This window comes from Bradyrhizobium sp. HKCCYLS3013 (genome assembly GCF_051167615.1).
Taxonomy (GTDB): Bacteria; Pseudomonadota; Alphaproteobacteria; order Rhizobiales; family Xanthobacteraceae; genus Bradyrhizobium.
Genome location: NZ_JBNPTK010000007.1, coordinates 164,614 through 187,018 on the forward strand (window position 1 = coordinate 164,614; position 22,405 = coordinate 187,018).

A 22,405-nucleotide genomic window follows, 5' to 3' on the forward strand; every position below is an offset into this window, starting at 1 on the left:
CGTTCCTCCCCGAGAGAGATCCACGTTGACCACCATCACGTCCGATTCCGGCGACTCGCTGTCGGCCTGGATCACGCTGCTATTGGCCTTTTCCTGCGGGCTGATCGTCGCCAACATCTATTACGCGCAGCCGCTGATCGGGCCGATCAGCGCCGACCTCGGGCTGCGGCCGCAGCTCGCGGGACTGCTGGTGACGATGAGCCAGATCGGCTACGGCGCGGGTCTGTTGTTCGTGGTGCCGCTCGGCGATCTCATCGAGAACCGCAAGCTCGTCATCACGACCATCATCGTCGGCGCGGCCGCGCTCGGCTGCGCGGCGCTGGCGACGAGCCCGTCGACGTTCCTGCTCTCGGCGCTGCTGATCGGCTTCGGCTCGGTCGCGGTGCAGATCCTGATCCCCTATGCCGGGCACATGGCGCCGGAGGCGATCCGCGGCCGCACCGTCGGCAACGTCACCACCGGCCTGATGCTCGGCATCATGCTGGCGCGGCCGCTGGCGAGCTTCGTCGCGGCGCATGCGTCCTGGCACGTCATCTATGCGGCCTCGGCGCTCGCCATGCTGATCCTGGCCGTCGTGCTGCGCCTCGCGCTGCCGCCGCGCGAGCCGCAGGCGCGGCTGAGCTACGGCCAGCTGCTCGGCTCGATGGTCGAGCTCTATCGCGACACGCCGGCGCTGCGCCGCCGTGCGCTGTACCAGGCCGCGCTGTTCGGCGGCTTCAGCGTGTTCTGGACCACGTCCCCGCTGCTGCTGGCCGGGCCCGATTTCCGGATGTCGCAGACCGGCATCGCGCTGTTCGCGCTGGCCGGCGTCGCCGGCGCGATCATGGCGCCGGTCGCGGGCCGCATCGCCGACCGCGGCTGGACCCGGCCGGCGACGATCGCCTCGATGCTGATGTGCGCGCTCGGCTTCGCGCTGACATTGGCGGCACCGCTCGGAACCCCTTGGTCGCTGGCGACTTTGGTGATCGCCGCCATCGCGATCGATTGCGGCGCGCAGCTCAGCCTGATCCTCGGCTATCGCGTGCTGTTCGTGCTCGGCGCCAGCCAGCGCAGCCGGCTGAACGGGCTCTATATGGCCACCTTCTTCGTCGCCGGCGCCGCCGGCTCCGGCCTCGGTGCCTGGGCATACGCCCATGGCGGCTGGACAGCCGCCGCCGCGCTCGGCACGGCGCTGCCGCTCGCCGCTTTGGCCTATCAGTTCACCGAGCCGAAATGATCAGAACGGGCTGCGCTTGAGCCCGGGCACCAGCGCCGCGAGCCGGTCCTTGATCCATGGCGCCGGCGGCAGCTTTCCGGTGGGCATCTCGACCGCGGCGGCCGGCTTGCGGCTCACGGCGAGCGTCAGGGTCGCGAGATAATGGTCGCGCTCCTCCTTCACCGCGCAATGCGCGCGGTGTTCGGGATCGGCTTCGGTCGCGACGCGGTCATTGGCATTGATGACGAGCCGCTGCTTCGGCCGTCCGGTGTAGTCGGGCACGTTGGTGTAGATGAACTCGTTCAGCGCCTCGGGAAAGAACGTCTGTCCGGTCAGCACCGTGGTCTCGTCGACAAACACCCTGAAGTGGATGTGGGTGGCGCGGCCGGCATACCAGCCGGGATAAATCGTCCTGAAGCCGGCCCAGCCGGCGGCATCGGCCATCTGGGTGCCGCGCAGATACGTCTTGCCGCTCTGGTCGAGCTTGTGGGTGTCGCTCTGGCCGGGATAGCCCGAATAGATGCCGCGGGCGTCGCAGTGCCAGATGTCGACGCGCGCGCCTGGTACCGGCGCGCAGGTGCCGGCCTCGATGACGCGAAGGCGCAGCCTGAGCGGCACGCCCGGCCGGTCCTCGGCGATCTCGGCGCGCACCAGCTTGGGATCGAGATAGTAGGGACCGGATTCCGACTGCGGCGTCAGGAAGCAGGCCTCGTCGGCATTCGCCGACGCGGGAGCCGTCTCCGACGCTGCGCGGGCCGGCGGCGTCAGCAGCGCTGCGCCCGCCGAGAGCAGGCCGAGGACGCCACGGCGTGTTGCGTTGGTCAGTGCAGCCTCCCGCGGTCGCATGCGATGGAAGCGGCAGTCGATCAGCCCGGCATGGCAACAATCGGACGCCCGGTGACCATTGGGCCAGGCAGCCCGCTCACACCTGCGTCAGCGGCTTCTCGCCATGGCGCTCCGAGAGCGTGAAGATCTCGACGCCGTCATTGGTGACGCCGACCGAGTGCTCGAACTGTGCCGACAGCGAGCGGTCGCGCGTGACGGCGGTCCAGCCGTCGGACAGGATCTTCACATGCGGCTTGCCGAGATTGATCATCGGCTCGATGGTGAAGAACATGCCGGGCTTCAGCAGCACGCCCTCGCCGGGACGGCCGACATGGATGATGTTCGGCTCGTCGTGGAACAGCCGGCCGAGGCCGTGGCCGCAGAAGTCGCGCACCACGCTCATGCCCTGCGGCTCGACGAAGCTCTGGATCGCATGGCCGATATCGCCGGTGGTGGCGCCGGGCTTCACCGCGGCGATGCCGCGCATCATCGATTCGTAGGTCACCTCGATCAGCCGCTCGGCCTTGCGCGCGATCGGCCCGATCGCATACATGCGGCTCGAATCGCCGTACCAGCCGTCGACGATGAAGGTGACGTCGACATTGATGATGTCGCCTTCCTTCAGCGGCCGGTCGTTCGGCATGCCGTGGCAGACCACGTGGTTGATCGACGTGCAGGTCGAGTAGCGATAGCCCCGATACATCAGCGTCGCCGGATAGGCGCCATGGCTGAAGGCGAAGTCACGGACGAAATCGTCGATTCGCGAGGTCGGCACGCCCGGCTTGACGATGTCGGTGAGCGCATCGAGGCACTTCGACACCAGCGCGCCGGCCTTGCGCATGCCGGCAAAGCCGCTCGGGCCGTGCAGCTTGATCTGGCCGTTCTTGCGCGCAGCAGCGTCGGTCGCTTCGATATAGTTCATGGGCCTGTTTCGTTCTCAGGGGTGTCGCGGGGTGATCGCCTAATTTAATGATCGTGCCGGCCGGTGCAAGCCGGGTGTGCGCGGCCGGACCTGCCGCCTAGCCGGCCGGCACTTCCAGCGTGGTCTCCACCGGCAGGGCACCGCCGCGAACGCGAAGCTCTCGCACCGGATACGGCACCCTGATGCCCTCGCGCTTGAAGGCCTCCCACAGCGCCAGCATCACCTCGCTCTTGACGCTGTCCATGTAGCTGGGATCGGCGATCCATGTGGTCAGCGAGAACTTCATGCCGGCCTCGGTGAACTCGGTCAGCAGGCAGTTCGGCGCCTTCGATTTCAAGGTGCGCGGCGTCTCGGCCGCGATCTCGGTGGCGAGTTTGCAGACGACGCGGGGATCGGCGTCGTAGTTGGTGCCGAAATTGACCTTCACCAGCGTGTTCTTGTCGGTGTAGGTCCAGTTGGTCACCTTCTGGGTGACAAGATCCTCGTTCGGGATCAGGAACTCGCGGCCGTCGCCGGCGGCAACAGAGATGTAGCGCGTGTTCATCGCGCTGATGCGCCCCGAGCTGTCGCCGATGGTGACGAGATCGCCCGGCTTCACCGATTTGTCAGCCAGCAGGATGATGCCCGCGACGAAATTGGCGACGATGCGCTGCAGGCCGAGGCCGATACCGACACCGGCGGCGCCGGAGAAGATCGCGAGCGCCGACAGGTTGATGCCGACCGCACTGATCGCAATCGCAACGCCGAGGATCATCAGGCCCATGCGGACCATCTTGATCAGGAGCACCTGGATCGACGGTGTCAGGTCGGTCGAACGCGTGATACGGCTCTCGACGAAATTGCTGGCGACGTTGGTCAGCCACAGCACCGCGAGCAGCAGCACGCCGAGCTTGATCACCAGCAGCGGCGTCAACCTGAGGCCGCCGAGCACGACCGAGATGGAATCGAGCGCGTCGACCACATTGTCGAGCTGGCCGATGATGCTGAGCGCCGCGACCAGCCAGGCCGAGATCGACACGATCTGCACGATGAAGGTGCTGCGGATCACCGAAGTGATCAGCCGGATCACCAGCCAGGCCAGCGCCAGCTTGAGCGCGACGGCGAGCAGGTAGCTGCGGCTCGGCCAGGTCCACAGCAACATGCCGGTGCGGGCGATCCGCATCAGGATCACGAACACGACCGTGGTGACGCTCTCCAGCAGCACCCGCAGCAGCTGCCGCAGCGGGCCCGGCCAGCCCATCGCCAGCGAGGTCATGTCGATGCGGGCGCGCACGGCAGCGCTGGCGGCAAAGGCGATGCCGGCGCCGCTCAGCACCAGCCCGAGCTGAAGATAGAACCACGGCGAAGTGACCTCGGCGCCGATCGAGCGGCCAACGGTCTGCAGGAATTCGAGAACGTCTTTCAGGTCGAGGTCCATCAGCGGGGTCTCGGAGGGGAACAGGGGCGCGGGTTGGCCGGATCAGCGGGATTTAGTTCGTTTTCGTCACGGGCGATTGCCGCGAAATATACCCCGAACGCGGGCAAGGATGGAAAAATGGGCATATCGCCGCGATAAGAGCAAATCCGGTTGGCGTGCAAGTGTGGCGACGATAAGGATGTAAAACTCGGATTCATCAACGTTTTTTCATGACATCCCTCGACGCCGTCAGCATTGCAATCCTCCTCGGTGCGGTCCTCGTCATGGCCGGCATCCTGTCGAGCCTGCTGGCGCTGCGCTTCGGCGCACCGCTGCTGCTGGTGTTCCTGGTGATCGGCATGCTGGCGGGCGATTCCGGCCCTGGTCATATCGAGTTTCAGGACGTCCGTACCACCTATCTGGTGGGCTCCGTCGCGCTGGCGCTGATCCTGTTCGACGGCGGCCTGCGCACGCGTTTCCAGAGCATCCGCACCGTGCTGGCGCCCTCGATGGTGCTTGCGACCGTCGGCGTGCTGATGACCGCCTTCATCACCGCACCGGTGGCGAAATATGCCCTCGACCTCGGCTGGACCGAGGCGACGCTGGTCGGCGCCGTCATCGCCTCGACGGATGCGGCGGCCGTGTTCCTGCTGGTCCACGCCCAGGGCCTGCGGCTGCGCCCGCGCGTCGGCGCCACGCTGGAGGCGGAGTCCGGCAGCAACGATCCGTTCGCGGTGTTCCTCACCCTGATGCTGGTCGAGCTGATCTCGGTCGGTCACGGCAGCATCGGACATTTCGTGTTCGAGCTGGTCCGCGAGGCCGTGCTGGGCACGCTGTTCGGCATCGTTGGCGGCCGCCTCGTCGTCATCGGCCTCAACCGGGTCTCGCTGCCGCAGGGCCTGCACGCGCCGTTCGTGACCACCGCCGCGCTGGTCATCTTCGGCATGGCGCAGATCGCCCACGGCTCCGGCTTCCTCGCGGTCTATCTCGCCGGCCTGATCGTCGGCAACCGGCCGACGCGGGCGCACAACTCTGTCGTCACCTTCCTCGATGCCGCGACCTGGCTTGCCCAGATCGTGATGTTCGTGCTGCTTGGGCTGCTGGTGTCGCCGCAGCGGCTGCTCGACAGCCTGCTGCCGGCGATTGCCGTCGCGCTGATGCTGATGCTGGTGGCGCGACCCGTCGCGGTGTTTCTCTGCCTCTATCCGTTCCGGTTCAACTGGCGGGAGAAGGCGTTCATCGCCTGGACCGGCCTGCGCGGCGCGGTCGCGATCTTCCTGGCCTCGATCCCGCTGCTGGTCGGCCTGTCCAACGCCTATCTCTATTTCGACGTCGCGTTCGTGGTGGTGATCATCTCGCTGCTGGCGCAGGGCTGGACGCTCGGCATTGCCGCGCGCAAGCTGCACGTGGCGCTGCCGCGCACCGATCGCGGCCCGCGCCGCATCGAGCTCGATCTGCCCGGCCAGCTCGAGCAGCAATTGGTCGGCTATTCGATCCGCTCCAAGAGCCTGTACTTCCGCCGCGGCCTGATCCCGTCCTGGTCGAAGCCGACCCTGGTGATCCGCAACCAGCAGATCCTGTCGCCGCCCGAGGCCGAGCCGATCGCGCCGGGTGACTACCTCTATCTGCTGGCGCCGCCGGAAAAGGCCGAGTCGCTCGACCGCTTCTTCGTCGACATGCCGCCGTCGGCGGCGCCCGACCCGCATCTGCTCGGCGACTTCATGGTCTCGGCCGAGCATACGCTCGACGAGGTCGCCGGCATCTATGGCGTCAAGCTCGGCGAGGGCGAGGACAAGCTGACGCTGGCCGACTATTTCGACATTCACCTCGACAACGCGCCGAAGGAAGGCGCGACCGTGGCGCTCGACACCATCGTGCTGGTCGCCCGCTCGATCTCCGGCGGCCGCGTCAACGTGGTCGGCCTGCGCCTGCCGGAGGACGAAGAAGAGGTGCCGGTGCTGACGCGCAAAGAGCGGATGAAGCGCAGACTGGCCGAAGTCTGGTCGTCGGTTGCGGGAGTGTGAGCGTCACTCTGCCGCGGGCAGGACCGCGATCGAAATCGCATTGTCCGGCGCGCCGCTGACCTGCAACACCAGGGGATGCGATCCCAGCTCGTACTTCAGGGTCTTGCGGATGCCGTCGCAATCGGTGGCGCCGCTGAAGCCGGCGGGTTTGAGGATCTTGCCGTCCTGCACGACGTCGATCCAGGCCGCGGCCGACAGGCTGATCGTGTACACGCCCGCCTTGGGCGCTGCGGTGATCCGCGTGAGGCCGGCGAAGGTGCCGTCCTTGGGCGCGCGTTCCGGTGGCATCGCCAGCCTGGCCTCGGCCGTCGGACGCAGCTCCAGCACCATGCCGGTGGCCGGGATGGCGGCGATCTCGGCGCCCGATACCAGCTTCTCGCGGTTGGCCGCGGTCAGAGCGGCACGCTCGCGCGCGATGTCCCATTTGAATTTGTCGCAGCCGCTCGGTTCGGCGGCAACCGCAGCCGAGCTCGCGGCCAGCGTGAGGAGGAAGGCAGTCGTGGCGGGACGGATCAGGATCATGACGGACTCGCGACTGTTGCGCCGCGCAGCGGCGCGCGGCATTTCGATACCGCGATAACAGGAGGTGGAGGGACCGTCATCCCCTTCGATCGTCGCGCTCACGGCGCGAACGATGTCATTCTAAAGCAATCCAGCCTTACTGCGATTCAGCCTTACTGCGATTCCTGCGCCGCGTCAGCCGTCGCTGAATCAATTCTTGGCGTCCGGCGCATGCAGCACCGCTCGGCAGCCAGGCGGCAGTTGCGCCATCGTAATCGGTTGCGGCGGCTTGGGTGGCTCTTTCGGCGGCAGCGGATGCAGCACCGCGTCCGAGAACCAATAGTCGAGGTCGCCGCAGCCATCGCCGCCCTCCTGGTTGGTCTGGCCGTGGCAGTCCGGGTTGCCCGGCGGGCACACCATGCGGATGTGGAAGTGATAGTCGTGTCCCCACCACGGCCGCACCTTGGTGAGCCAGCTGCGGTCGCCCCTGGCGTCCCGGCACAGCGCCTTCTTGATCGCGGCGTTGACGAAGATGCGCTGCACCGACGGCTCCTGGGCGGCGGCCCGGATCACGGCGAGGTGGCCCTTCGTGAACACGCGCGGATCGACATCGAGGCGATCGGGCCGAACCATCATGACCGCCGACATCTCCTCGCGCTCGTTGCGCGACAGCCTGTGGTCGGGCATCGGCGTCAGCCAGATGTCGGCGTCGAGCCCGATCTGATGGCTGGCATGGCCGCTCAGCGCCGGACCGCCGCGCGGCTGGCCGATATCGCCGACCAGGATGCCGGGCCAGCCAGCATCCTTGTGCGCGCGGGTCGCCAGCCGCTTCAGCAGCGCGATCAGGTTGGGATGGCCGAAATTGCGGTTGCGCGACAGCCGCATCACCTGCCAGCCCTCGCCATTGATCGGCATTCGCTCGGCGCCGGCGATGCAGCCGCGATTGTAGGTTCCAATCACCTTGGTCGGTTGCGCCGACGGCAGGATCCTGCGAGCGAACAGCTCCTTGGCCGGCGTATTCGGATCGTCCGGATGCGCCAATGGCGGCAGGGCCTTTGGCTCGACGCTGCCCTTGTCCTGGGCATGGGCCGGGGTCGCCGCGGCAATGACGGCCGAACTGATGATGGCGACCAGAATCAGGCGGACATGCATGAAGCCAGTGTAGCGTTTGCCGACCGGCCGAGTTGCCCAATTCTACGTCAACAGCAGGTCATTCAAGCTATTTTAACCTGGCTCTAACCCTGCTGCCGGATTGGCGGAACTGGCTGAACTCGGTTCAATTGCGTGAGTTCGTTCGGTAAATGAACAATAAGCGCAAGGCCACTGCACGGTATGCGGGTCTTTTCTGGCCGGTGGCAACCGACGTCACATATCGCTGGTTGTACCGCAGCCCTTGGTTGATCCTCGGCGCAAGGCTCAACTCTCCAAATACGCGAGTGCATCTCCCTATTCCCGTAACCAATGGCTGTCGTGTTCTGCATCAAGATACCATTTTTTCAGAAACGTGGCTGAAAACTGCCTTTTGAGAAGGAGAGTGAGGCACGCGATGCGGCCCGTTCGGCCACCCACGGCAAAAAAGCGCAATCGCGTGCCAAGCGCCCGCGATGCAGTTCACCCGGTCAAGCCAAGCCCGAAATTGCGGCGGCACAACCTGCGCAAGCTTGGCCCTGGCGATGGGAGCAAGTGCGCCGAAATGGCGATGGCGGAGGCGAAGAAGGCGCATGATCGGCTGATCGAAGCGATCGACCTTCTTCCCGAGGGGATCGTGTTCCTCGACGCCGACGGCCGTTACATCCTCTGGAACAAGAAATACGCCGAAATCTACAACCGCAGCTCGGACCTGTTCGAATCCGGCGCCCGGCTGCAGGACACGATCCGGATCGGCGTTGCCCGCGGCGACTATCCGGAAGCCGCCGGCCGCGAGGAGGAGTGGATCGCCGAACGGCTCGAAAAGCTGTTTCATCCGAGCGGCCGCCACGAGCAGAAGCTGTCGGACGGCCGCACCATCCTGATCGAGGAGCGTCTGACCGGCGATGGCGGCATCGTTGGCCTGCGCGTCGACATTACCGAATTGAAGCAGCGCGAGGAGTCGTTCCGCCTGCTGTTCGACGGCAATCCGGTGCCGATGATCGTCTGCGCGACGGATGATGGGCGCGTGCTCGGCGTCAACGAAGCGGCGGCCCAGCATTACGGCTATAGCCGGGACGCCTTCGAGCGGCTCAGCATCCGCAGCCTGCAGGCCTATGACAGCGAGCCGCCCTGGGCAGGCGAGCAGTCCAGCGAGGAGCAGGCGGCGCGCACCTGGAAGCATGTCCGCGCCGATGGCGCCCTGATCGATCTCGCGATCTATTCGCGCCATCTTGTCCACAACGCCCAGCCCGCGGTGCTGCTGGCGCTGATGGACATCACCGAGCGCAAGCGCGCCGAGGCGCGGCTCGCCTTCCTCGCCCAGCACGACGCACTGACCGGCCTGCCGAGCCGCAACCTGCTGCGCCAGAAGATCGATGACAAGCTTTCCCAGATGCGGCGCGGCTCCGAGAAGATCGCTGTGCTGGTGCTTGGCCTCGATAATTTCAAGTCGATCAACGATACCCTCGGCCACGCGGTCGGCGACCGGCTGTTGCGCGGGGTCGGCAAGCGGTTGCGCTCGGTCCTGCGTCAGGAGGACATCGTCGCGCGACTGAACTCCGACGAGTTCGCGGTGGTGCAGGGAGGGCAGGCGCGGCCGGAGGATGCGGCCCAGCTCTGCCGCCGGCTGCTGGAGGCGATCGCCGATCCCTATCTCATCGACGGCAGCTCGGTGACGATCGGCGCCACGATCGGCATCGCCATGGCGCCGAACGACGGCGACGACGCCGAGAAGCTGCTCAAGAATGCCGACATGGCGCTGTCGCGCGCGAAGAACGAGACGCGCGGCACCTTCAGCTATTTCGAGTCCGGCATGGATGCGCGGGCGCAGAGCCGGCGCAAGATCGAATCCGAGCTGCGCGAGGCCATCCAGCGCGACCTGCTACAGCCGCATTATCAGCCGCTGATCGACCTCTCGACCGGACGCATCACCGGCTTCGAGGCGCTGGCGCGCTGGCCGCATCCCGAGCGCGGCATGATCCCGCCGTCGGAGTTCATCCCGGTCGCCGAGGAGACCGGCCTGATCTCGGCGCTTGGCCGCGCGATGTTGCGCCAGGCCTGCAACGACGCGGCGAAATGGCCGGACGACGTCCGTGTCGCCGTGAACATGTCGCCGCTGCAGTTCCGCGTCGGCAATGTGCTGTCGCTGGTGATGGACGTGCTCAAGCAGTCGGGCCTGCCGGCGAGCCGGCTCGAGCTCGAGATCACCGAGACGCTGGTGCTGGAGAAGAGCGGCCAGGTGCTGGCCACCCTGCATGCGTTGCGCGCGCTGGGCGTCCGCATTTCGATGGACGATTTCGGCACCGGCTATTCCAGCCTGAGCTATCTGCGCAGCTTTCCGTTCGACAAGATCAAGGTCGATCAGTCCTTCATCCGCGGTCTCGCCGCCAATCGCGAGGCGCAGGCGATCGTCCGCTCGATCGTCAGCCTCGGCAAGGGGCTCGGCGTGACGATCACGGCCGAGGGCGTCGAGACGGAGGCGGAGCTCCGCTGTCTGCGCGCCGAGGGCTGCCATGAAGGGCAGGGCTATCTGTTCAGCCGGCCCCGGCCCAATGTCGACATCGTCCGGCTGTTGCAGGCGCAGCGGGACGCCATGGACGGCGCCTCACCCGGCAACGCGCTGGTGGCTTGAGCGAGCGACGCTGGCCGCTGTTGGACGCGCCTCGAAGCGCCGCCGATAAGCCGCGGGTGATGTTCCGACGATGCGCCGGAAAGCGACGCGAAAGGTTTCGAGCGACCGGTAGCCGCACTGCGCGGAGATGTCCGCCAGGGAGAGCGTCGCATTCTCCAGCAGCTCCCGCGCCCGCGTCATGCGCTCCTGCTGTAGCCAGGCCGCGGGGCTCGCGCCCGTGCTGTCCCTGAACGACCGCAGCAAGGTCCGCTCGCTCATTCCGGCGCGTTTGGCCATCGCGCTGATCGCGATCGGCTGCGCCAGTCGCGCGCGTGCCCAATCCATGACGTCGCCGATCGTCCGTCCCGGGCGGATCTGGACCGGTGCGACGACGTATTGCGCCTGCCCGCCGTCCCGGTGCGGCGGCATCACCAGCCGCCGGGCAACGCTGTTCGCAACCTTGCTGCCGAAGTCGCGCCGGACCAGATGCAGGCAGGCGTCGATGCCCGCCGCACTGCCGGCCGAGGTGACGACATTGCCCTCGTCGACATAGAGCGTGTCCTCCTCGATGCGAATATTCGGATAGAGTCGCTTCAGGTCGGGGATGTGCCGCCAATGCGTGGTGGCGCGCCTGCCGTCGAGCAGCCCTGCCGCCGCCAGAACGAACACGCCCGAGCAGATCGACAGGCACCGCGCCCCGCGCGCCGCCGCCTGCGCGATGGCGCGCAGCAGGCGCTCGGGCGGCCGCTCGTTGCGATCGCGCCATCCCGGCACGATGATCGTGCTGGCAACCTTCAGCCGCGCAAGCGGCGCGCCGGCCTCCACCACGATGCCGCCGATGGCGCGTGACCTTCGTCCCTCGGCCGAAACCACCTTGAACCGGTACCACGGGAAATCGAACTCCGGCCGTGGCAGCCCGAAGACCTCGACCGCGATGCCGAACTCGAACGTGCACAGCCCGTCATAGGCGATGACGGCGACGAGGCCGGGATCGTGCGGAGGGCTGCTGGCTGCGGCTGACGGCATTGGCGGAAACCTACCGGACTTTGTCCGATCCGTCACTTGGGTCGCCCGGCGCAGCGCGCGAGATTGGAGCTCACGCAACGTCGCAGGAGAGAGACGATGACGACCGATGTCACCGAGGTGCCCGCAGCCCCGTCAGCCCAGGCGCTCGCCCATTTCGAGGCGATGCTCTCCTTCGAGACCGATTGCTGGGACGTGCACGAGAGTCTGCATGCAGCAGCTCCGGACTTCATCCTGGTGGATGTCAGGGGCCCGGCCTCGTTTGCCAGGGGGCATATCGCCGGCGCCATCAACATCCCGCACCGGACCATGACCGCGGAGCGGATGGCCGAGTACGCGAACCACAGGCTGTTCGTGGTCTACTGCGCCGGCCCGCACTGCAACGGCGCCAACCGCGCCGCGATCCGGCTTGCGCGGCAGGGACGGCCCGTGAAGATGATGATCGGCGGCATCACCGGCTGGCTCGACGAGGGCTTTGCGCTCACGGCCGGCGATTGAACCTGAGCACCCGGTTCTTACGCCATCCTCCGTGTCGTCCCGGCGAACGCCGGGATCCATACCGCGGGAGCTATCGAGGGACGGGGGCTGGCAGTTGTCTGCCTCACGCCAGCCGGTGGCTATGGATCCCGGCTCAAGGGGCCGGGACGACACCGGTTTTCGGAGGCGCAGCGTCGGCAACTATCACTATGCCGCCTTGCGCAAGCCCGCGAGGAAGGTGTCGACGCTCTTGAACAGGTCGTTCGCATGCTTGCCGAGGTCGCGCGTCGCGACCATGACGTGATCGGCGAGCTGGCGCGACTGCTCGGCCGCGTCGCTGGCGCCGACGACGTTCTGCGACACCTCGTTGGTGCCGGACGCTGCCTGCTGGACGCTGCGCGCGATCTCGCGCGTCGCCGAGCCCTGCTGCTCGACGGCGGCGGCGATGGTCGCGGCAATGCCGCTGATCTCCTGGATCGTGCCGCTGATGCCGCCGATGGCGCTGACGCAGTCGGACGTCGCGGCCTGGATCGAGGTGACCTGGCCGGCGATCTCTTCCGTCGCCTTGGCGGTCTGACCCGCCAGCTCCTTGACCTCGGCGGCGACGACCGCAAAGCCGCGGCCCGCCTCGCCGGCGCGCGCCGCCTCGATGGTGGCGTTGAGCGCCAGCAGGTTGGTCTGGCTCGCGATCGCGTCGATCAGGCGCAGCACGTCGCCGATCCGCTCGGCGGCGGCGGCGAGGCTCTCGACCATCTCGGTGGTCTGCCGCGCCTTGACCACGGCGCCGTCGGCGACCTTGCTGGAATGCGCGACCTGGCGGCCGATCTCGGTCACCGAGGAGGCGAGCTCCTCCGAGGCCGCGGCGACGGTCGATACGCCGCTGGAGGCTTCCTCGGACGCCGCCGCCGCGGCCGCCGTGCGCTGCGAGGTGCCGTTGACGCTGACCGTGATCTCGTGGACGACGCGCTCCATGTCCGCCGTCGCCTTGGCGACCGAGGACACCACGCCCTTGACGTCGGCCTCGAACCGGTCGGCCATCTGTCGCTGTAGCGCCTGCTTCTCCTGCTCGGCGCGGTGTTGCGTCGCCTCCTGCGACTCGCGCAGGCTGGCCGTCTCGATCATGTTGCGGCGGAACACGTCGACCGCCTGCGCCATCGTGCCGAGCTCATCCTTGCGCTGGCCGCCGGGGATTGCGACCTCGGTGTCGCCGCTCGACAGCCGGTGCATGACGGCAGTGATCGCGACCAGCGGACGCGAGATGCCGCGGGCGACGAACAGCGCAACGATGACGGCGAGCAGCAGGATCACGACCGTGCCGATGATCAGCTGCTGCTGCGCGCTGGCGGCGGCGGCCTCGTAAGCCGTGGTGTCCTTGATCAGCTCGAGCACGGCGATCGGGTCGCCGGCGTAGTTCCTGATCTGGCCGGCATAGACCGCGGCGGGCTTGCCGGCCAGGGTGGCATCGCGCAGCAGCGCCGTGCCCTTGAACACTGCGAGCACCTCGTCCGGGGTAGCGACGGTCTCGTCGCCGAACGTCGAGGACAGCCGCTTCGGCTGGCCGTCGTTGATCCAGTAGACGGCGAGATCGATGCCGAAGCGCTGCTTGGCGCGCTCGACGAATTCCTTGCCGAAGGCGGCGCCGACGTCGACGGTCGCGATCACCTTGCCGTCGCGCACGATCGGGGTCATGCCGAAGATGCCGAGCGACAGCCGGCTCTGCTCGACGCCGGCGATCAGGCGGCCGGTCTGGTTGGCCTGCACCACCGTGATGCGGCGCTTCGAGGTGTCGTCGCCGAACACCTTCGGCTCATGCACGCGATAGAAATTGGTGGCCGGCGGCGCCCATACGTTCACCAGCGGAATGCCTTGCGCCTTCAGCGACGTCATGGCGCCGCCGAGCAGGGCGCCGAGCGCGTCGCGGTCACCCTTGAGATAGGCATCGGCGATCGGCGGCAGCGCCGCCAGGGTGGAGCTCACCGCCAGCGCGGCGCGGCCTTCATAGTCGATGCCGGCCGACACGCTGTCGAACTGCAGCTTCAACTGCTGCTCCAGCGCCAGTCGGGTCAGGGCGCGCTGCTGGATGACGGAGAAGGTGCCGAGCACGGCACAGGCGATGGCGACGGTGAGTGAGAGCGCGATGATCAGGCGGGCGGAGATCGATCGGAGGCGGGACATTGGGGCATTCCTTGCTTTGCAGCAAGGGTCCCAGAATACCATTAAGGAACAGATACCGTAGTTGTACGGGAACACCGATTCAGCCGAGGGCGTCCCACGTTCCGCGTTCCCGTCGATCGCATTGGACGATCGGGGTGTCGTGCTCTTCCGTCACGACGTCATCATGGCCGGGCTTGTCCCGGCCATCCCCGTCGTTCGGCACGCTGACAACCACGTGGATGCCCAGGGCAAGCCCGGCCATGACGGAGTAACTAATTGGCAGGATGGCTCGTCGCGACTGCCCAGCCGTTCTATGGGCGATAGCCCTGCGGTCGATCGAGCGGGCGGCGATCCGCCCTCAGCTGTCGACCTTGAGCGCGGCGATGAAGGCTTCCTGCGGGATGTCGACCTTGCCGAACTGCCGCATCTTCTTCTTGCCTTCCTTCTGCTTCTCCAGAAGCTTCCTTTTGCGCGTGATGTCGCCGCCGTAGCACTTGGCGGTGACGTCCTTGCGCAGCGCGCGCACGGTCTCGCGCGCGATCACCTTGCCGCCGATCGCCGCCTGGATCGGGATCTGGAACATGTGCGGCGGGATCAGGTCCTTCATCTTCTCGACCATGGCGCGGCCGCGCCCTTCGGCGCGGGTCCTGTGCACCAGCATCGACAGCGCATCGACCGGCTCGTTGTTGACGAGGATCTGCATCTTGACGAGGTCGGCCGGCTTGTAGTCGGTCAAATGATAGTCGAACGAGGCGTAGCCCTTGGAGACCGATTTCAGCCGGTCGTAGAAATCGAACACGACCTCGTTCAGCGGCAGGTCGTATTTGACCATCGCACGGGCGCCCACGTAGGTGAGCTCCTTCTGATTGCCGCGGCGGTCCTGGCACAGCTTCAGCACGCTGCCGAGATATTCGTCCGGGGTCAGGATCGTGGCCTCGATCCAGGGCTCCTGGATCTCGGCGATCTTGACCACGTCGGGCATGTCCACAGGGTTGTGGATCTCGATCTCCTCGCCGTCGGTCAGCTTCATCTTGTAGATGACGGAGGGCGCGGTCGCGATCAGGTTGAGATCGAACTCGCGCGACAGCCGCTCCTGGATGATCTCGAGGTGCAACAGGCCAAGGAAGCCGCAGCGGAAGCCGAAGCCGAGCGCGGCGGATGTCTCCATCTCGAACGAGAAGCTGGCGTCGTTGAGCCGGAGCTTGCCCATCGCTGCGCGAAGCGTCTCGAAATCGTCGGCGTCGACCGGGAACAGGCCGCAGAATACGACCGGGATGGCCGGCTTGAAGCCCGGCAGCATCTCCGAGACCGGCTTGCGGTCGTCGGTGATGGTGTCGCCGACACGGGTGTCGGCCACCTCCTTGATCGCGGCGGTGATGAAGCCAATCTCGCCGGGCCCAAGCTCATCGACCTGCTGCATCTTTGGCGTGAAGAAGCCGACGCGCTCAACGTCATAGGCGGCCCCGGTGCCCATCATCCGGACGCGCTGGCCCTTCTTCATGACGCCGTCGACGATGCGCACGAGAACGACGACGCCGAGATAGACGTCGTACCAGCTGTCGACCAAGAGCGCCTTCAGGGTCGCATCGCGGTCGCCCTTCGGCGGCGGCAGCCGGGTGACGATCGCCTCCAGCACGTCGGGAATCCCGAGGCCGGTCTTGGCCGAGATCATCACCGCGTCGGAGGCGTCGATGCCGATGACGTCCTCGATCTGCTGCTTGATCTTCTCGGGCTCGGCGGCCGGCAGGTCGATCTTGTTGAGGACCGGAACGATCTCGTGGTTGTTGTCGAGCGCCTGGTAGACATTGGCGAGCGTCTGCGCCTCGACGCCCTGGCTGGCGTCGACCACCAGCAGCGAGCCCTCGCACGCCGCCAGCGACCGCGAGACCTCGTAGGCGAAGTCGACGTGGCCGGGCGTGTCCATCAGGTTGAAGATGTAGTCCTTGCCGTCCTTGGCGCGGTACTGCAGGCGCACGGTCTGCGCCTTGATGGTGATGCCGCGCTCGCGCTCGATATCCATCGAATCGAGCACCTGTTCCTTGCCCGCCATCTCGCGGTCCGACAGGCCGCCCGTCATCTGGATCAGGCGGTCGGCGAGCGTGGACTTTCCATGGTCGATATGAGCGACGATGGAGAAGTTGCGGATGTTGGGAATGGGGACGGTCGTCATGGGTCGCGCAGATAGCATCCCGAGCCCCCAACCAGCAACCATATTGCTGAATTTCCAGGGCCTTTCTTCACGCCAAGCTGATTCCCCGTGGCCCGAAAACAGGCTACCGAGGGCGGATGTCGAGTACCTCTCTTCCGCCTCTCGCGGCGCGCATGCGCGGCCGTCTCGGACCGCGGCGAATCTCCGCCTGGCTGGTGGCGCGCGCCACGGCGCCTGCAACGTCGGCCTGGGTGGTCATCGCCTTCGTGGTCGTCCATGCCGTGCTGTGGACCGCGATCCTGACCAATCTGAAGGCGGCGCAGGACGTCCACATGGACGTTGCCGAGGCCTATGCCTGGGGCAGCCGCTTCCTGTTCGGTTACGGCAAGCATCCGCCACTGTCGGGCTGGATCGCCGGGCTGTGGTTCTCGGTGTTTCCGGTCAAGGACTGGGCGACCTATGCGCTGGCGATGGCCGTGAACGGCAGCGGCCTCGTCATCGTCTGGCTCGCCAGCCTCAAGGTGGTCGACCGCCGCCGCGCCTTCTTCGTCATGGTGATGGTCGCGCTGTACCCGATCTTCAATTTCAAGGGCTTCAAGTACAACGCCGACCTGGTGCAGCTGCTGAGCCTGCCGCTGCTGGTGCTGGCCTATCTCAACGCGTTCGAAAAGCGCAGCGCCGCCTCCGGCCTGTGGCTCGGCCTCGCCGGCGCGGCCGCGCTGATGACCAAATATTGGGTGCTGACCATGATCGGCGCCATCGGCCTTGCCGCGCTGCTGCACCCGGAACGGCTGCGCTTCCTGGCGTCGCCCGCGCCGTGGGTCGCGATCGTCGCCATGCTGGTGGCAATGATCCCGCATCTGGTGTGGCTGTGGCGGGTCGATTTCGTCGCCATCACCTATGCCGGGGATGTCTATACGCTGTCGGACCGCGGCCGGGCCGCCGAGCTCGTGCTCGGCTATGTCGGCCACAATCTGGCGCTGCTGGCTTTGCCGTTGGCGCTGGCGGCGCTGGTGATGGCCTGGCCGCCGCGCTTCGCCTTCCGCAACTGGCGCGGCGGTCCCAATCCCGGCGTGAATGTGAGCCAGGCGATCAATGTCTGGCTGGTGCAGGCGATCGTTGCCGTCGGGCCGCCGCTCGGCGGCCTCGCCTTCACGATCTACATGAAGACCGATTGGGGCATCTCGCTGTTCTTCCTGGTGCCGCTGGCGCTGGTCGCGATCCCTGCGCTGCGGCTGCGGTCGGTCATGCTGCCGCGGCTGGCCGCCGTCTGGCTCGTCCTGTCGCTGCTCACGCTGATCGCCTCGCCCTGGATTGCCCGGCGCGAGATGGCCGCCAATCCGAACGGCGCCACCGGCTACGGCGCCCGTTCGGAGCTGGCGCGGGAACTGACCAAAGCCTGGCACGCCCGATTCGGCTCGCCGTGGCCGCTGGTGGCCGGCTTTTCCGAGATGAACACGCCGATGACCTTCTACAGCCCGGACCACCCGCGGCCGTTCACCGTGCCCTACACGGCAGAGGAAACCTGGAGTTCCGGCCTGAGCACGCTGGAAGACCTCGAGCGCGAGGGGTTCATCGGCATCTGCGACACCACCGACAACCGGATCGCGGCCTGCGAGGCCTGGATGGCCAAGGAGGCCCCGAAGGCCGAGCCGCTGGTGATGACCACCCAGCGCTTCTTCCACGGCCAGGCGGGCCCTGCAATCGTTTGGAAGGTGTATATTCAGGGACCGGGCAGGTAACCCAGAGCACGTCATTCCGGGTTCGTGCTTCGCGCGCCCCGGAATGACGATCCTAGGTGGTCACACGCCTTCTTCGTGGAACTTGTCGTTCACCAGGTCGGTGATCGCCTGCAGCGCGGCGTCGGCCTCGGGGCCGGTGGCGGAGACCAGGATCTTGGTTCCCGGCGCCGCCGCCAGCATCATCAGGCCCATGATCGAGCGCCCGCCGACGGTCTCGCCGCCGCGCGTCACCCAGACCTCGGCCTGGAACTTCTCGACCATCTGCACGAATTTCGCCGAGGCCCGCGCATGCAGGCCGCGCTTGTTGGTGATCAGCAGCTCTCGCGAGAGGGCTCCGGCAGGGACGGCCGGGCCGGCGACGTTGTCCTGCGGAGCATCCTCGTCGCTCATTTGCCGGCGAGCACGCGGCTGGCGATGGTGACGTATTTGCGGCCCGCCTCCTGCGCCATGGCGATGGCGTCGGGCAGCGAGCGTTCCTCGCGCACCTTGGCGAGCTTCACCAGCATGGGCAGGTTGATGCCGGCGAGCACCTCGACCTTGGGCCGGCTCATGCAGGAGATGGCGAGGTTCGACGGCGTGCCGCCGAACATGTCGGTGAGAATGGCGACACCGTCGCCGGTGTCGACGCGGTTCACGGCTTCGATGATGTCGCTGCGACAGAGATCGGAATCATCGTCGGCGCCAATCGTGACCGCTTCGATTTGTTTTTGAGGACCCATGACGTGTTCCAGCGCCGCCCTGAACTCGTCGGCGAGGCGCCCATGGGTCACCAGTACCAGGCCAATCATCGGATACTCCTCGCGGGCGCCTTGGGTGCACCGCACGAACGCGCCACTTTGACCATCCGGAGCCCTCGCGCAAGGGGGCATATTCGCGAGTCTCCCGGATTCTGGCATACAGAATGGGAGCTGGCGGCGGTCTAATCGGTCGCGATAGTGGGGCTGATATGGTTACCAATTTGCTCCACACAATCGGCCGAAAGATTACCGGAACATGAAAGTCTGGGTGGTAATAAGTGCCGCCACAACCATCGGGAAGGGTGAAAAACCCGGCCCCACGGGTATCCGTGGCAATTCGATACCGTTGAGGTGAATCCGAAGCGATTCGGCGTTCGGCAGGCGGGCAGCGTCCTCGGCCATCAGGTCAACCACAAGCCCAAGTTTCGCCTCCGACACATGGTCGCAGGCGCGGATTCCAAGGCCGCGGATCTCGATCAGCCCGGCCAGGGCGGGCGCGGGGCTCACCCACATTTCCCCGCTGCGTGTGGCGAGATGAACACGGTCGTCGCCCACCAGAACCGTTGGCGGCAGCTGCCCCGCGCGTCCGGCGAGGATCAGATCGAAGGCGAGTCGGGATTTGCCGGAACCGGAGGGACCCCGGATCAGGACGGCCTGCTCCCCCACCTGGACGGCAGATGCATGGATGCTCGCCGTTTCGTTCGTCACGACGCCGGCAGCCGGACGATGAAGCGAGCCCCGGCCGAGGTCGGATGTCCGTCGGCGTCGACAGGGCCGGGCCGGTTCTCGGCCCAGATCCGCCCGCCATGAGCGTCGATGATCTGCTTGGAGATCGACAGGCCCAGGCCGGAATTCTGGCCGAAGCCCTGGTGCGGCCGGTCCGTATAGAACCGCTCGAAGATGCGCTGCAGGGCGTCCTCGCGAATGCCGGGACCGTCATCGTCGACGGTGATCTCGATCTCCGAGCGCACGCGCCGGCAGGTGATGCGCACCTTGCCGCCGGCGGCGGAGAACGATTGCGCATTCGACAGAAGGTTGGAGATCACCTGGCCGAGCCGCGAATCATGACCAGGCACCGAGAAGGTGTCGTTGGCGCCGCGGCCCTCGAAGCGGACCTCGACGGTGACGTCGGTGCCGAGCTTGGTCTCGTTGGCGACCGAGGTCAGCGTGTTCAGCAGGCGGCGCAGATCGACCAGGGTCATGTCCTGGCGTTGCAGCTCGGCATCGAGCCGGCTGGCGTCGGAAATGTCGGAGATCAGCCGGTCGAGCCGCTTCACGTCATGCTCGATCACGGCCAGCAGGCGGGCGCGGCTGTTGTCGTTGCGCGCCAGCGGCAGGGTCTCGACCGCCGAGCGCAGCGAGGTCAGCGGGTTCTTGAGCTCGTGGGCGACGTCGGCGGCGAACATCTCGATCGCCTCGATGCGGTTGTAGAGCGCGTCCGTCATGTCGCGCAGCGCGCCGGAGAGATGGCCGATCTCGTCGCGGCGGCGGGTGAAGTCGGGGATCTCGACGCGGGTCTTGATGCGGCGGCGGACCCGCTCGGCGCTGTCGGCGAGCCGGCGCACCGGACCTGCGATGGTGCTGGCGAGCAAGAGCGACAGCACGATCATCACCGCGGAGGCAACGCCGCCGACCTTCAGAATGGCAAGCCGCTCGGCGGTGACCATCTGGTCGATGTCGTCGCCCTGCGTCGACAGCATCAGGGCGCCGTGGATGGTGCGCGAGCGCTGCACCGACACCGCGACCGAGACGATCACTTCACCGCGCGAGTTGACCCTGACCATGCTGCGCTTCTGGCCCTTCAGCGCGTCGGCGACTTCCTCGTAGCCGTTGCCGTTCTCGGGGCCGTATTCGCGGTACAGCGGCAGGTCGCCGCGATTGAGCCAGGTGCGCACCGAGATCAGCGCGCGCTCGACGAAGCCGGGCTTCTCGCTCGACGGCGGCGGCAGGTCGAACCGCAGCACGTTCTCCAGATTGCGGCTGTCGAGCAGCAGCCCGCCATTCGGATCGTAGATGCGCGCGCGCGTCTTGGTCGGCGAGATCAGCGTGCGCAGCACCGGCGCGACGCGTTCCGGATTGATCGGGAAATCGAGCGGCGAATATTCGTCCGGCGCGCCGTAGCTCTCGCCCGGCTTGAGATCGAGCAGGCGCTCGGGGTCGATGGTGATGGTGTTGGTCTGCACGGTTGCCGAGGCGGCGATGGCGCCGGCGATGATCTCGGCCTGCACCAGCAGACTCTGCGCGCGCGCGTCGATCAGGCCGGCGCGGAACTGCGACAGATACAGAATGCTTGCAACCAGTGCGAGCAAGCCGGCGATGTTCAGCGAGACGATGCGGCGGGTGAGGCTCGAGAACGACAGCGCGAACAGGAACTGTCCGGCGCGGCGCAGCCAGCTCAGCGGACGCTGCCAGCCGGAGACCCTCGGGGTCTCCTCCGCCGCGTCGGACGCGATCGTCGCCGCGGCGTCGTGGCCATTCACTGCTGGGTCAAGCTGCGTGCGATCGAGCAATGTGAGTGCTCCGATTCCGAATTTCGTAGGGGTTGTGCGGCGAATTCCCGTGAGAACTCGACTTGCCGCACCCGAATTCGCCGCAACAATGGCCCCGTTCCGGCATCTGCGCCCGGATAAACGCGCAGGAGGCGTAGCCTATCCCAATCCAGACCGCGACGTCAGCGCGCAATTTCGCATGACGTCGCGCAAGGCAATGCTTCAGGTCCCTGCTTCAGGCCTTGGCATCAGGTTTCCTTGAAGCGATAGCCGACGCCGTAGAGGGTCTCGATCATCTCGAACTCCTCGTCGACCATCTTGAATTTCTTGCGCAGCCGCTTGATGTGGCTGTCGATGGTGCGGTCGTCGACATAGACCTGGTCGTCATAGGCCGCGTCCATCAGCGCATTGCGGCTCTTGACCACGCCCGGACGCTGCGCCAGCGCCTGCAGGATCAGGAACTCGGTGACGGTCAGCGTAACCGGCTCGTTCTTCCAGGTGCAGGTGTGGCGCTCCGGATCCATGCGCAGCAGGCCGCGATCGAGCGCCTTGGCGTCGTTCTCCTTCGGCAGCGCCGTCGGATCCTTGGGCTGCGAGCGGCGCAGCACGGCCTTGACGCGCTCCACCAGGAGGCGCTGCGAGAACGGTTTGCGGATGAAGTCGTCCGCGCCCATCTTCAGGCCGAACAGCTCGTCGATCTCCTCGTCCTTGGAGGTGAGGAAGATCACCGGCAGGTCGGACTTCTGGCGCAGCCGCCGCAGGGTCTCCATGCCGTCCATGCGCGGCATCTTGATGTCGAGGATGGCGAGATCAGGCTGGCTGGTCCGAAAACCGTCGAGCGCCGACGCACCATCGGTATAGGTCATGATCCGATAACCCTCGGCCTCGAGCGCGATGGAGACGGATGTCAGAATGTTGCGGTCGTCATCGACCAAGGCGATTGTGGGCATGAGCCTGCTTTCAGAGTCTGGTTACGCCGAGACTTCGAGAATCAAGATAAGGGCCGCGTATTTGGGCTTCGAACATGGTCAA

Annotated in this window: 19 protein-coding genes; 5 read left to right on the plus strand and 14 right to left on the minus strand. The window is 66.6% G+C overall.

What is annotated here, in order from left to right; genetic code table 11:
• Positions 1-25: 25 nt before the first annotated feature.
• Entirely contained in the window at positions 26-1,216 is a 1,191-nt protein-coding gene (locus ACQR1F_RS15385) for an MFS transporter (protein WP_434913390.1), read from the plus strand.
• On the opposite strand, the gene ACQR1F_RS15390 is transcribed toward ACQR1F_RS15385, so the two are convergent.
• The 3 genes from ACQR1F_RS15390 to ACQR1F_RS15400 form a co-directional block, all read right to left on the minus strand.
• Complete coding sequence (locus tag ACQR1F_RS15390; RefSeq protein WP_316216875.1) at positions 1,217-2,020, minus strand: intradiol ring-cleavage dioxygenase; 804 nt, start codon at positions 2,018-2,020, stop codon at positions 1,217-1,219.
• Between the two features lie 97 nt (positions 2,021-2,117).
• Positions 2,118-2,942, minus strand: coding sequence for a type I methionyl aminopeptidase (gene map / locus ACQR1F_RS15395; RefSeq protein ID WP_315800515.1), 825 nt, complete (start codon positions 2,940-2,942; stop codon positions 2,118-2,120).
• Positions 2,943-3,039: 97 nt separating this feature from the next.
• Positions 3,040-4,359 (minus strand): mechanosensitive ion channel family protein, encoded by a 1,320-nt coding sequence (locus tag ACQR1F_RS15400; RefSeq protein WP_316183129.1) that lies wholly within the window; start codon positions 4,357-4,359, stop codon positions 3,040-3,042.
• 209 nt (positions 4,360-4,568) lie between these two features.
• Here ACQR1F_RS15400 and ACQR1F_RS15405 point away from each other — a divergent pair, with 209 nt between their 5' ends.
• Positions 4,569-6,362 carry a potassium/proton antiporter gene (locus ACQR1F_RS15405; protein ID WP_316183128.1) on the plus strand — a complete coding sequence of 598 codons (1,794 nt, stop codon included), beginning with the start codon at positions 4,569-4,571 and terminating at the stop codon, positions 6,360-6,362.
• Positions 6,363-6,365: 3 nt separating this feature from the next.
• On the opposite strand, the gene ACQR1F_RS15410 is transcribed toward ACQR1F_RS15405, so the two are convergent.
• Positions 6,366-6,884 carry a hypothetical protein gene (locus ACQR1F_RS15410; RefSeq protein ID WP_315800512.1) on the minus strand — a complete coding sequence of 173 codons (519 nt, stop codon included), beginning with the start codon at positions 6,882-6,884 and terminating at the stop codon, positions 6,366-6,368.
• A 189-nt stretch (positions 6,885-7,073) separates the two neighbouring features.
• Positions 7,074-8,015, minus strand: a complete 942-nt coding sequence (mepA, locus tag ACQR1F_RS15415; RefSeq protein ID WP_316216777.1) for a penicillin-insensitive murein endopeptidase — start codon at positions 8,013-8,015, stop codon at positions 7,074-7,076.
• 394 nt (positions 8,016-8,409) lie between these two features.
• On the opposite strand from mepA, the gene ACQR1F_RS15420 reads away from it, so the two are divergent.
• On the plus strand, positions 8,410-10,623 hold the full coding sequence (locus ACQR1F_RS15420; RefSeq protein WP_434913391.1) for a putative bifunctional diguanylate cyclase/phosphodiesterase: 2,214 nt from the start codon (positions 8,410-8,412) through the stop codon (positions 10,621-10,623).
• Here ACQR1F_RS15420 and ftrA read toward each other — a convergent pair.
• Positions 10,597-11,628: a transcriptional regulator FtrA gene (gene ftrA / locus ACQR1F_RS15425; protein ID WP_434913392.1), complete on the minus strand. Its 1,032-nt coding sequence runs from the start codon at positions 11,626-11,628 to the stop codon at positions 10,597-10,599. The genes ACQR1F_RS15420 and ftrA overlap by 27 nt on opposite strands.
• A 96-nt stretch (positions 11,629-11,724) precedes the next feature.
• Here ftrA and ACQR1F_RS15430 point away from each other — a divergent pair, with 96 nt between their 5' ends.
• On the plus strand, positions 11,725-12,123 hold the full coding sequence (locus tag ACQR1F_RS15430; protein WP_434907427.1) for a rhodanese-like domain-containing protein: 399 nt from the start codon (positions 11,725-11,727) through the stop codon (positions 12,121-12,123).
• A gap of 186 nt (positions 12,124-12,309) precedes the next feature.
• Here the strand turns inward: ACQR1F_RS15430 and ACQR1F_RS15435 are convergent, their stop codons facing one another.
• The 3 genes from ACQR1F_RS15435 to lepA all read right to left on the minus strand — a co-directional run bounded on the left by ACQR1F_RS15435 (position 12,310) and on the right by lepA (position 16,426).
• Positions 12,310-14,277, minus strand: coding sequence for a methyl-accepting chemotaxis protein (locus tag ACQR1F_RS15435; protein ID WP_316239329.1), 1,968 nt, complete (start codon positions 14,275-14,277; stop codon positions 12,310-12,312).
• A 79-nt stretch (positions 14,278-14,356) separates the two neighbouring features.
• The gene (locus ACQR1F_RS15440; protein ID WP_434913393.1) at positions 14,357-14,518 is read right to left on the minus strand and encodes a hypothetical protein; all 162 of its coding nucleotides are present in this window, start codon (positions 14,516-14,518) and stop codon (positions 14,357-14,359) included.
• Positions 14,519-14,614: 96 nt separating this feature from the next.
• Positions 14,615-16,426 carry a translation elongation factor 4 gene (lepA, locus tag ACQR1F_RS15445; protein WP_316183120.1) on the minus strand — a complete coding sequence of 604 codons (1,812 nt, stop codon included), beginning with the start codon at positions 16,424-16,426 and terminating at the stop codon, positions 14,615-14,617.
• Positions 16,427-16,542: 116 nt separating this feature from the next.
• On the opposite strand from lepA, the gene ACQR1F_RS15450 reads away from it, so the two are divergent.
• Positions 16,543-18,147, plus strand: a complete 1,605-nt coding sequence (locus ACQR1F_RS15450; RefSeq protein ID WP_316216772.1) for a glycosyltransferase family 39 protein — start codon at positions 16,543-16,545, stop codon at positions 18,145-18,147.
• A gap of 60 nt (positions 18,148-18,207) precedes the next feature.
• Here ACQR1F_RS15450 and ACQR1F_RS15455 read toward each other — a convergent pair whose 3' ends face one another.
• The 5 genes from ACQR1F_RS15455 to ACQR1F_RS15475 all read right to left on the minus strand — a co-directional run bounded on the left by ACQR1F_RS15455 (position 18,208) and on the right by ACQR1F_RS15475 (position 22,323).
• Positions 18,208-18,537: an HPr family phosphocarrier protein gene (locus tag ACQR1F_RS15455; protein WP_315800505.1), complete on the minus strand. Its 330-nt coding sequence runs from the start codon at positions 18,535-18,537 to the stop codon at positions 18,208-18,210.
• Positions 18,534-18,935 carry a PTS sugar transporter subunit IIA gene (locus tag ACQR1F_RS15460; protein ID WP_006611446.1) on the minus strand — a complete coding sequence of 134 codons (402 nt, stop codon included), beginning with the start codon at positions 18,933-18,935 and terminating at the stop codon, positions 18,534-18,536. Before ACQR1F_RS15460 ends, ACQR1F_RS15455 begins: the two co-directional genes overlap by 4 nt.
• 195 nt (positions 18,936-19,130) lie before the next feature.
• Positions 19,131-19,592 (minus strand): HPr kinase/phosphorylase, encoded by a 462-nt coding sequence (locus tag ACQR1F_RS15465; RefSeq protein ID WP_315800504.1) that lies wholly within the window; start codon positions 19,590-19,592, stop codon positions 19,131-19,133.
• Positions 19,589-21,394 (minus strand): sensor histidine kinase, encoded by a 1,806-nt coding sequence (locus ACQR1F_RS15470; protein ID WP_315800503.1) that lies wholly within the window; start codon positions 21,392-21,394, stop codon positions 19,589-19,591. The genes ACQR1F_RS15465 and ACQR1F_RS15470 overlap by 4 nt, the downstream gene beginning before the upstream one ends.
• A gap of 227 nt (positions 21,395-21,621) precedes the next feature.
• Positions 21,622-22,323: a response regulator transcription factor gene (locus ACQR1F_RS15475; RefSeq protein WP_006611449.1), complete on the minus strand. Its 702-nt coding sequence runs from the start codon at positions 22,321-22,323 to the stop codon at positions 21,622-21,624.
• Between the last annotated feature and the right edge of the window lie 82 nt (positions 22,324-22,405).

What these genes read in the sequence shown, in the direction of transcription:
- ACQR1F_RS15420 (WP_434913391.1), top strand. Translation starts at nt 8,410, where the DNA reads ATGCGGCCCGTTCGGCCACCCACGGCAAAAAAGCGCAATCGCGTGCCA.
- mepA (WP_316216777.1), bottom strand. Translation starts at nt 8,015, where the DNA reads ATGCATGTCCGCCTGATTCTGGTCGCCATCATCAGTTCGGCCGTCATT.
- ACQR1F_RS15455 (WP_315800505.1), bottom strand. Translation starts at nt 18,537, where the DNA reads ATGAGCGACGAGGATGCTCCGCAGGACAACGTCGCCGGCCCGGCCGTC.
- lepA (WP_316183120.1), bottom strand. Translation starts at nt 16,426, where the DNA reads ATGACGACCGTCCCCATTCCCAACATCCGCAACTTCTCCATCGTCGCT.
- map (WP_315800515.1), bottom strand. Translation starts at nt 2,942, where the DNA reads ATGAACTATATCGAAGCGACCGACGCTGCTGCGCGCAAGAACGGCCAG.
- ACQR1F_RS15410 (WP_315800512.1), bottom strand. Translation starts at nt 6,884, where the DNA reads ATGATCCTGATCCGTCCCGCCACGACTGCCTTCCTCCTCACGCTGGCC.
- ACQR1F_RS15430 (WP_434907427.1), top strand. Translation starts at nt 11,725, where the DNA reads ATGACGACCGATGTCACCGAGGTGCCCGCAGCCCCGTCAGCCCAGGCG.
- ACQR1F_RS15435 (WP_316239329.1), bottom strand. Translation starts at nt 14,277, where the DNA reads ATGTCCCGCCTCCGATCGATCTCCGCCCGCCTGATCATCGCGCTCTCA.
- ACQR1F_RS15475 (WP_006611449.1), bottom strand. Translation starts at nt 22,323, where the DNA reads ATGCCCACAATCGCCTTGGTCGATGACGACCGCAACATTCTGACATCC.
- ftrA (WP_434913392.1), bottom strand. Translation starts at nt 11,628, where the DNA reads ATGCCGTCAGCCGCAGCCAGCAGCCCTCCGCACGATCCCGGCCTCGTC.
- ACQR1F_RS15440 (WP_434913393.1), bottom strand. Translation starts at nt 14,518, where the DNA reads ATGGCCGGGCTTGCCCTGGGCATCCACGTGGTTGTCAGCGTGCCGAAC.
- ACQR1F_RS15460 (WP_006611446.1), bottom strand. Translation starts at nt 18,935, where the DNA reads ATGATTGGCCTGGTACTGGTGACCCATGGGCGCCTCGCCGACGAGTTC.
- ACQR1F_RS15405 (WP_316183128.1), top strand. Translation starts at nt 4,569, where the DNA reads ATGACATCCCTCGACGCCGTCAGCATTGCAATCCTCCTCGGTGCGGTC.
- ACQR1F_RS15450 (WP_316216772.1), top strand. Translation starts at nt 16,543, where the DNA reads ATGTCGAGTACCTCTCTTCCGCCTCTCGCGGCGCGCATGCGCGGCCGT.
- ACQR1F_RS15400 (WP_316183129.1), bottom strand. Translation starts at nt 4,359, where the DNA reads ATGGACCTCGACCTGAAAGACGTTCTCGAATTCCTGCAGACCGTTGGC.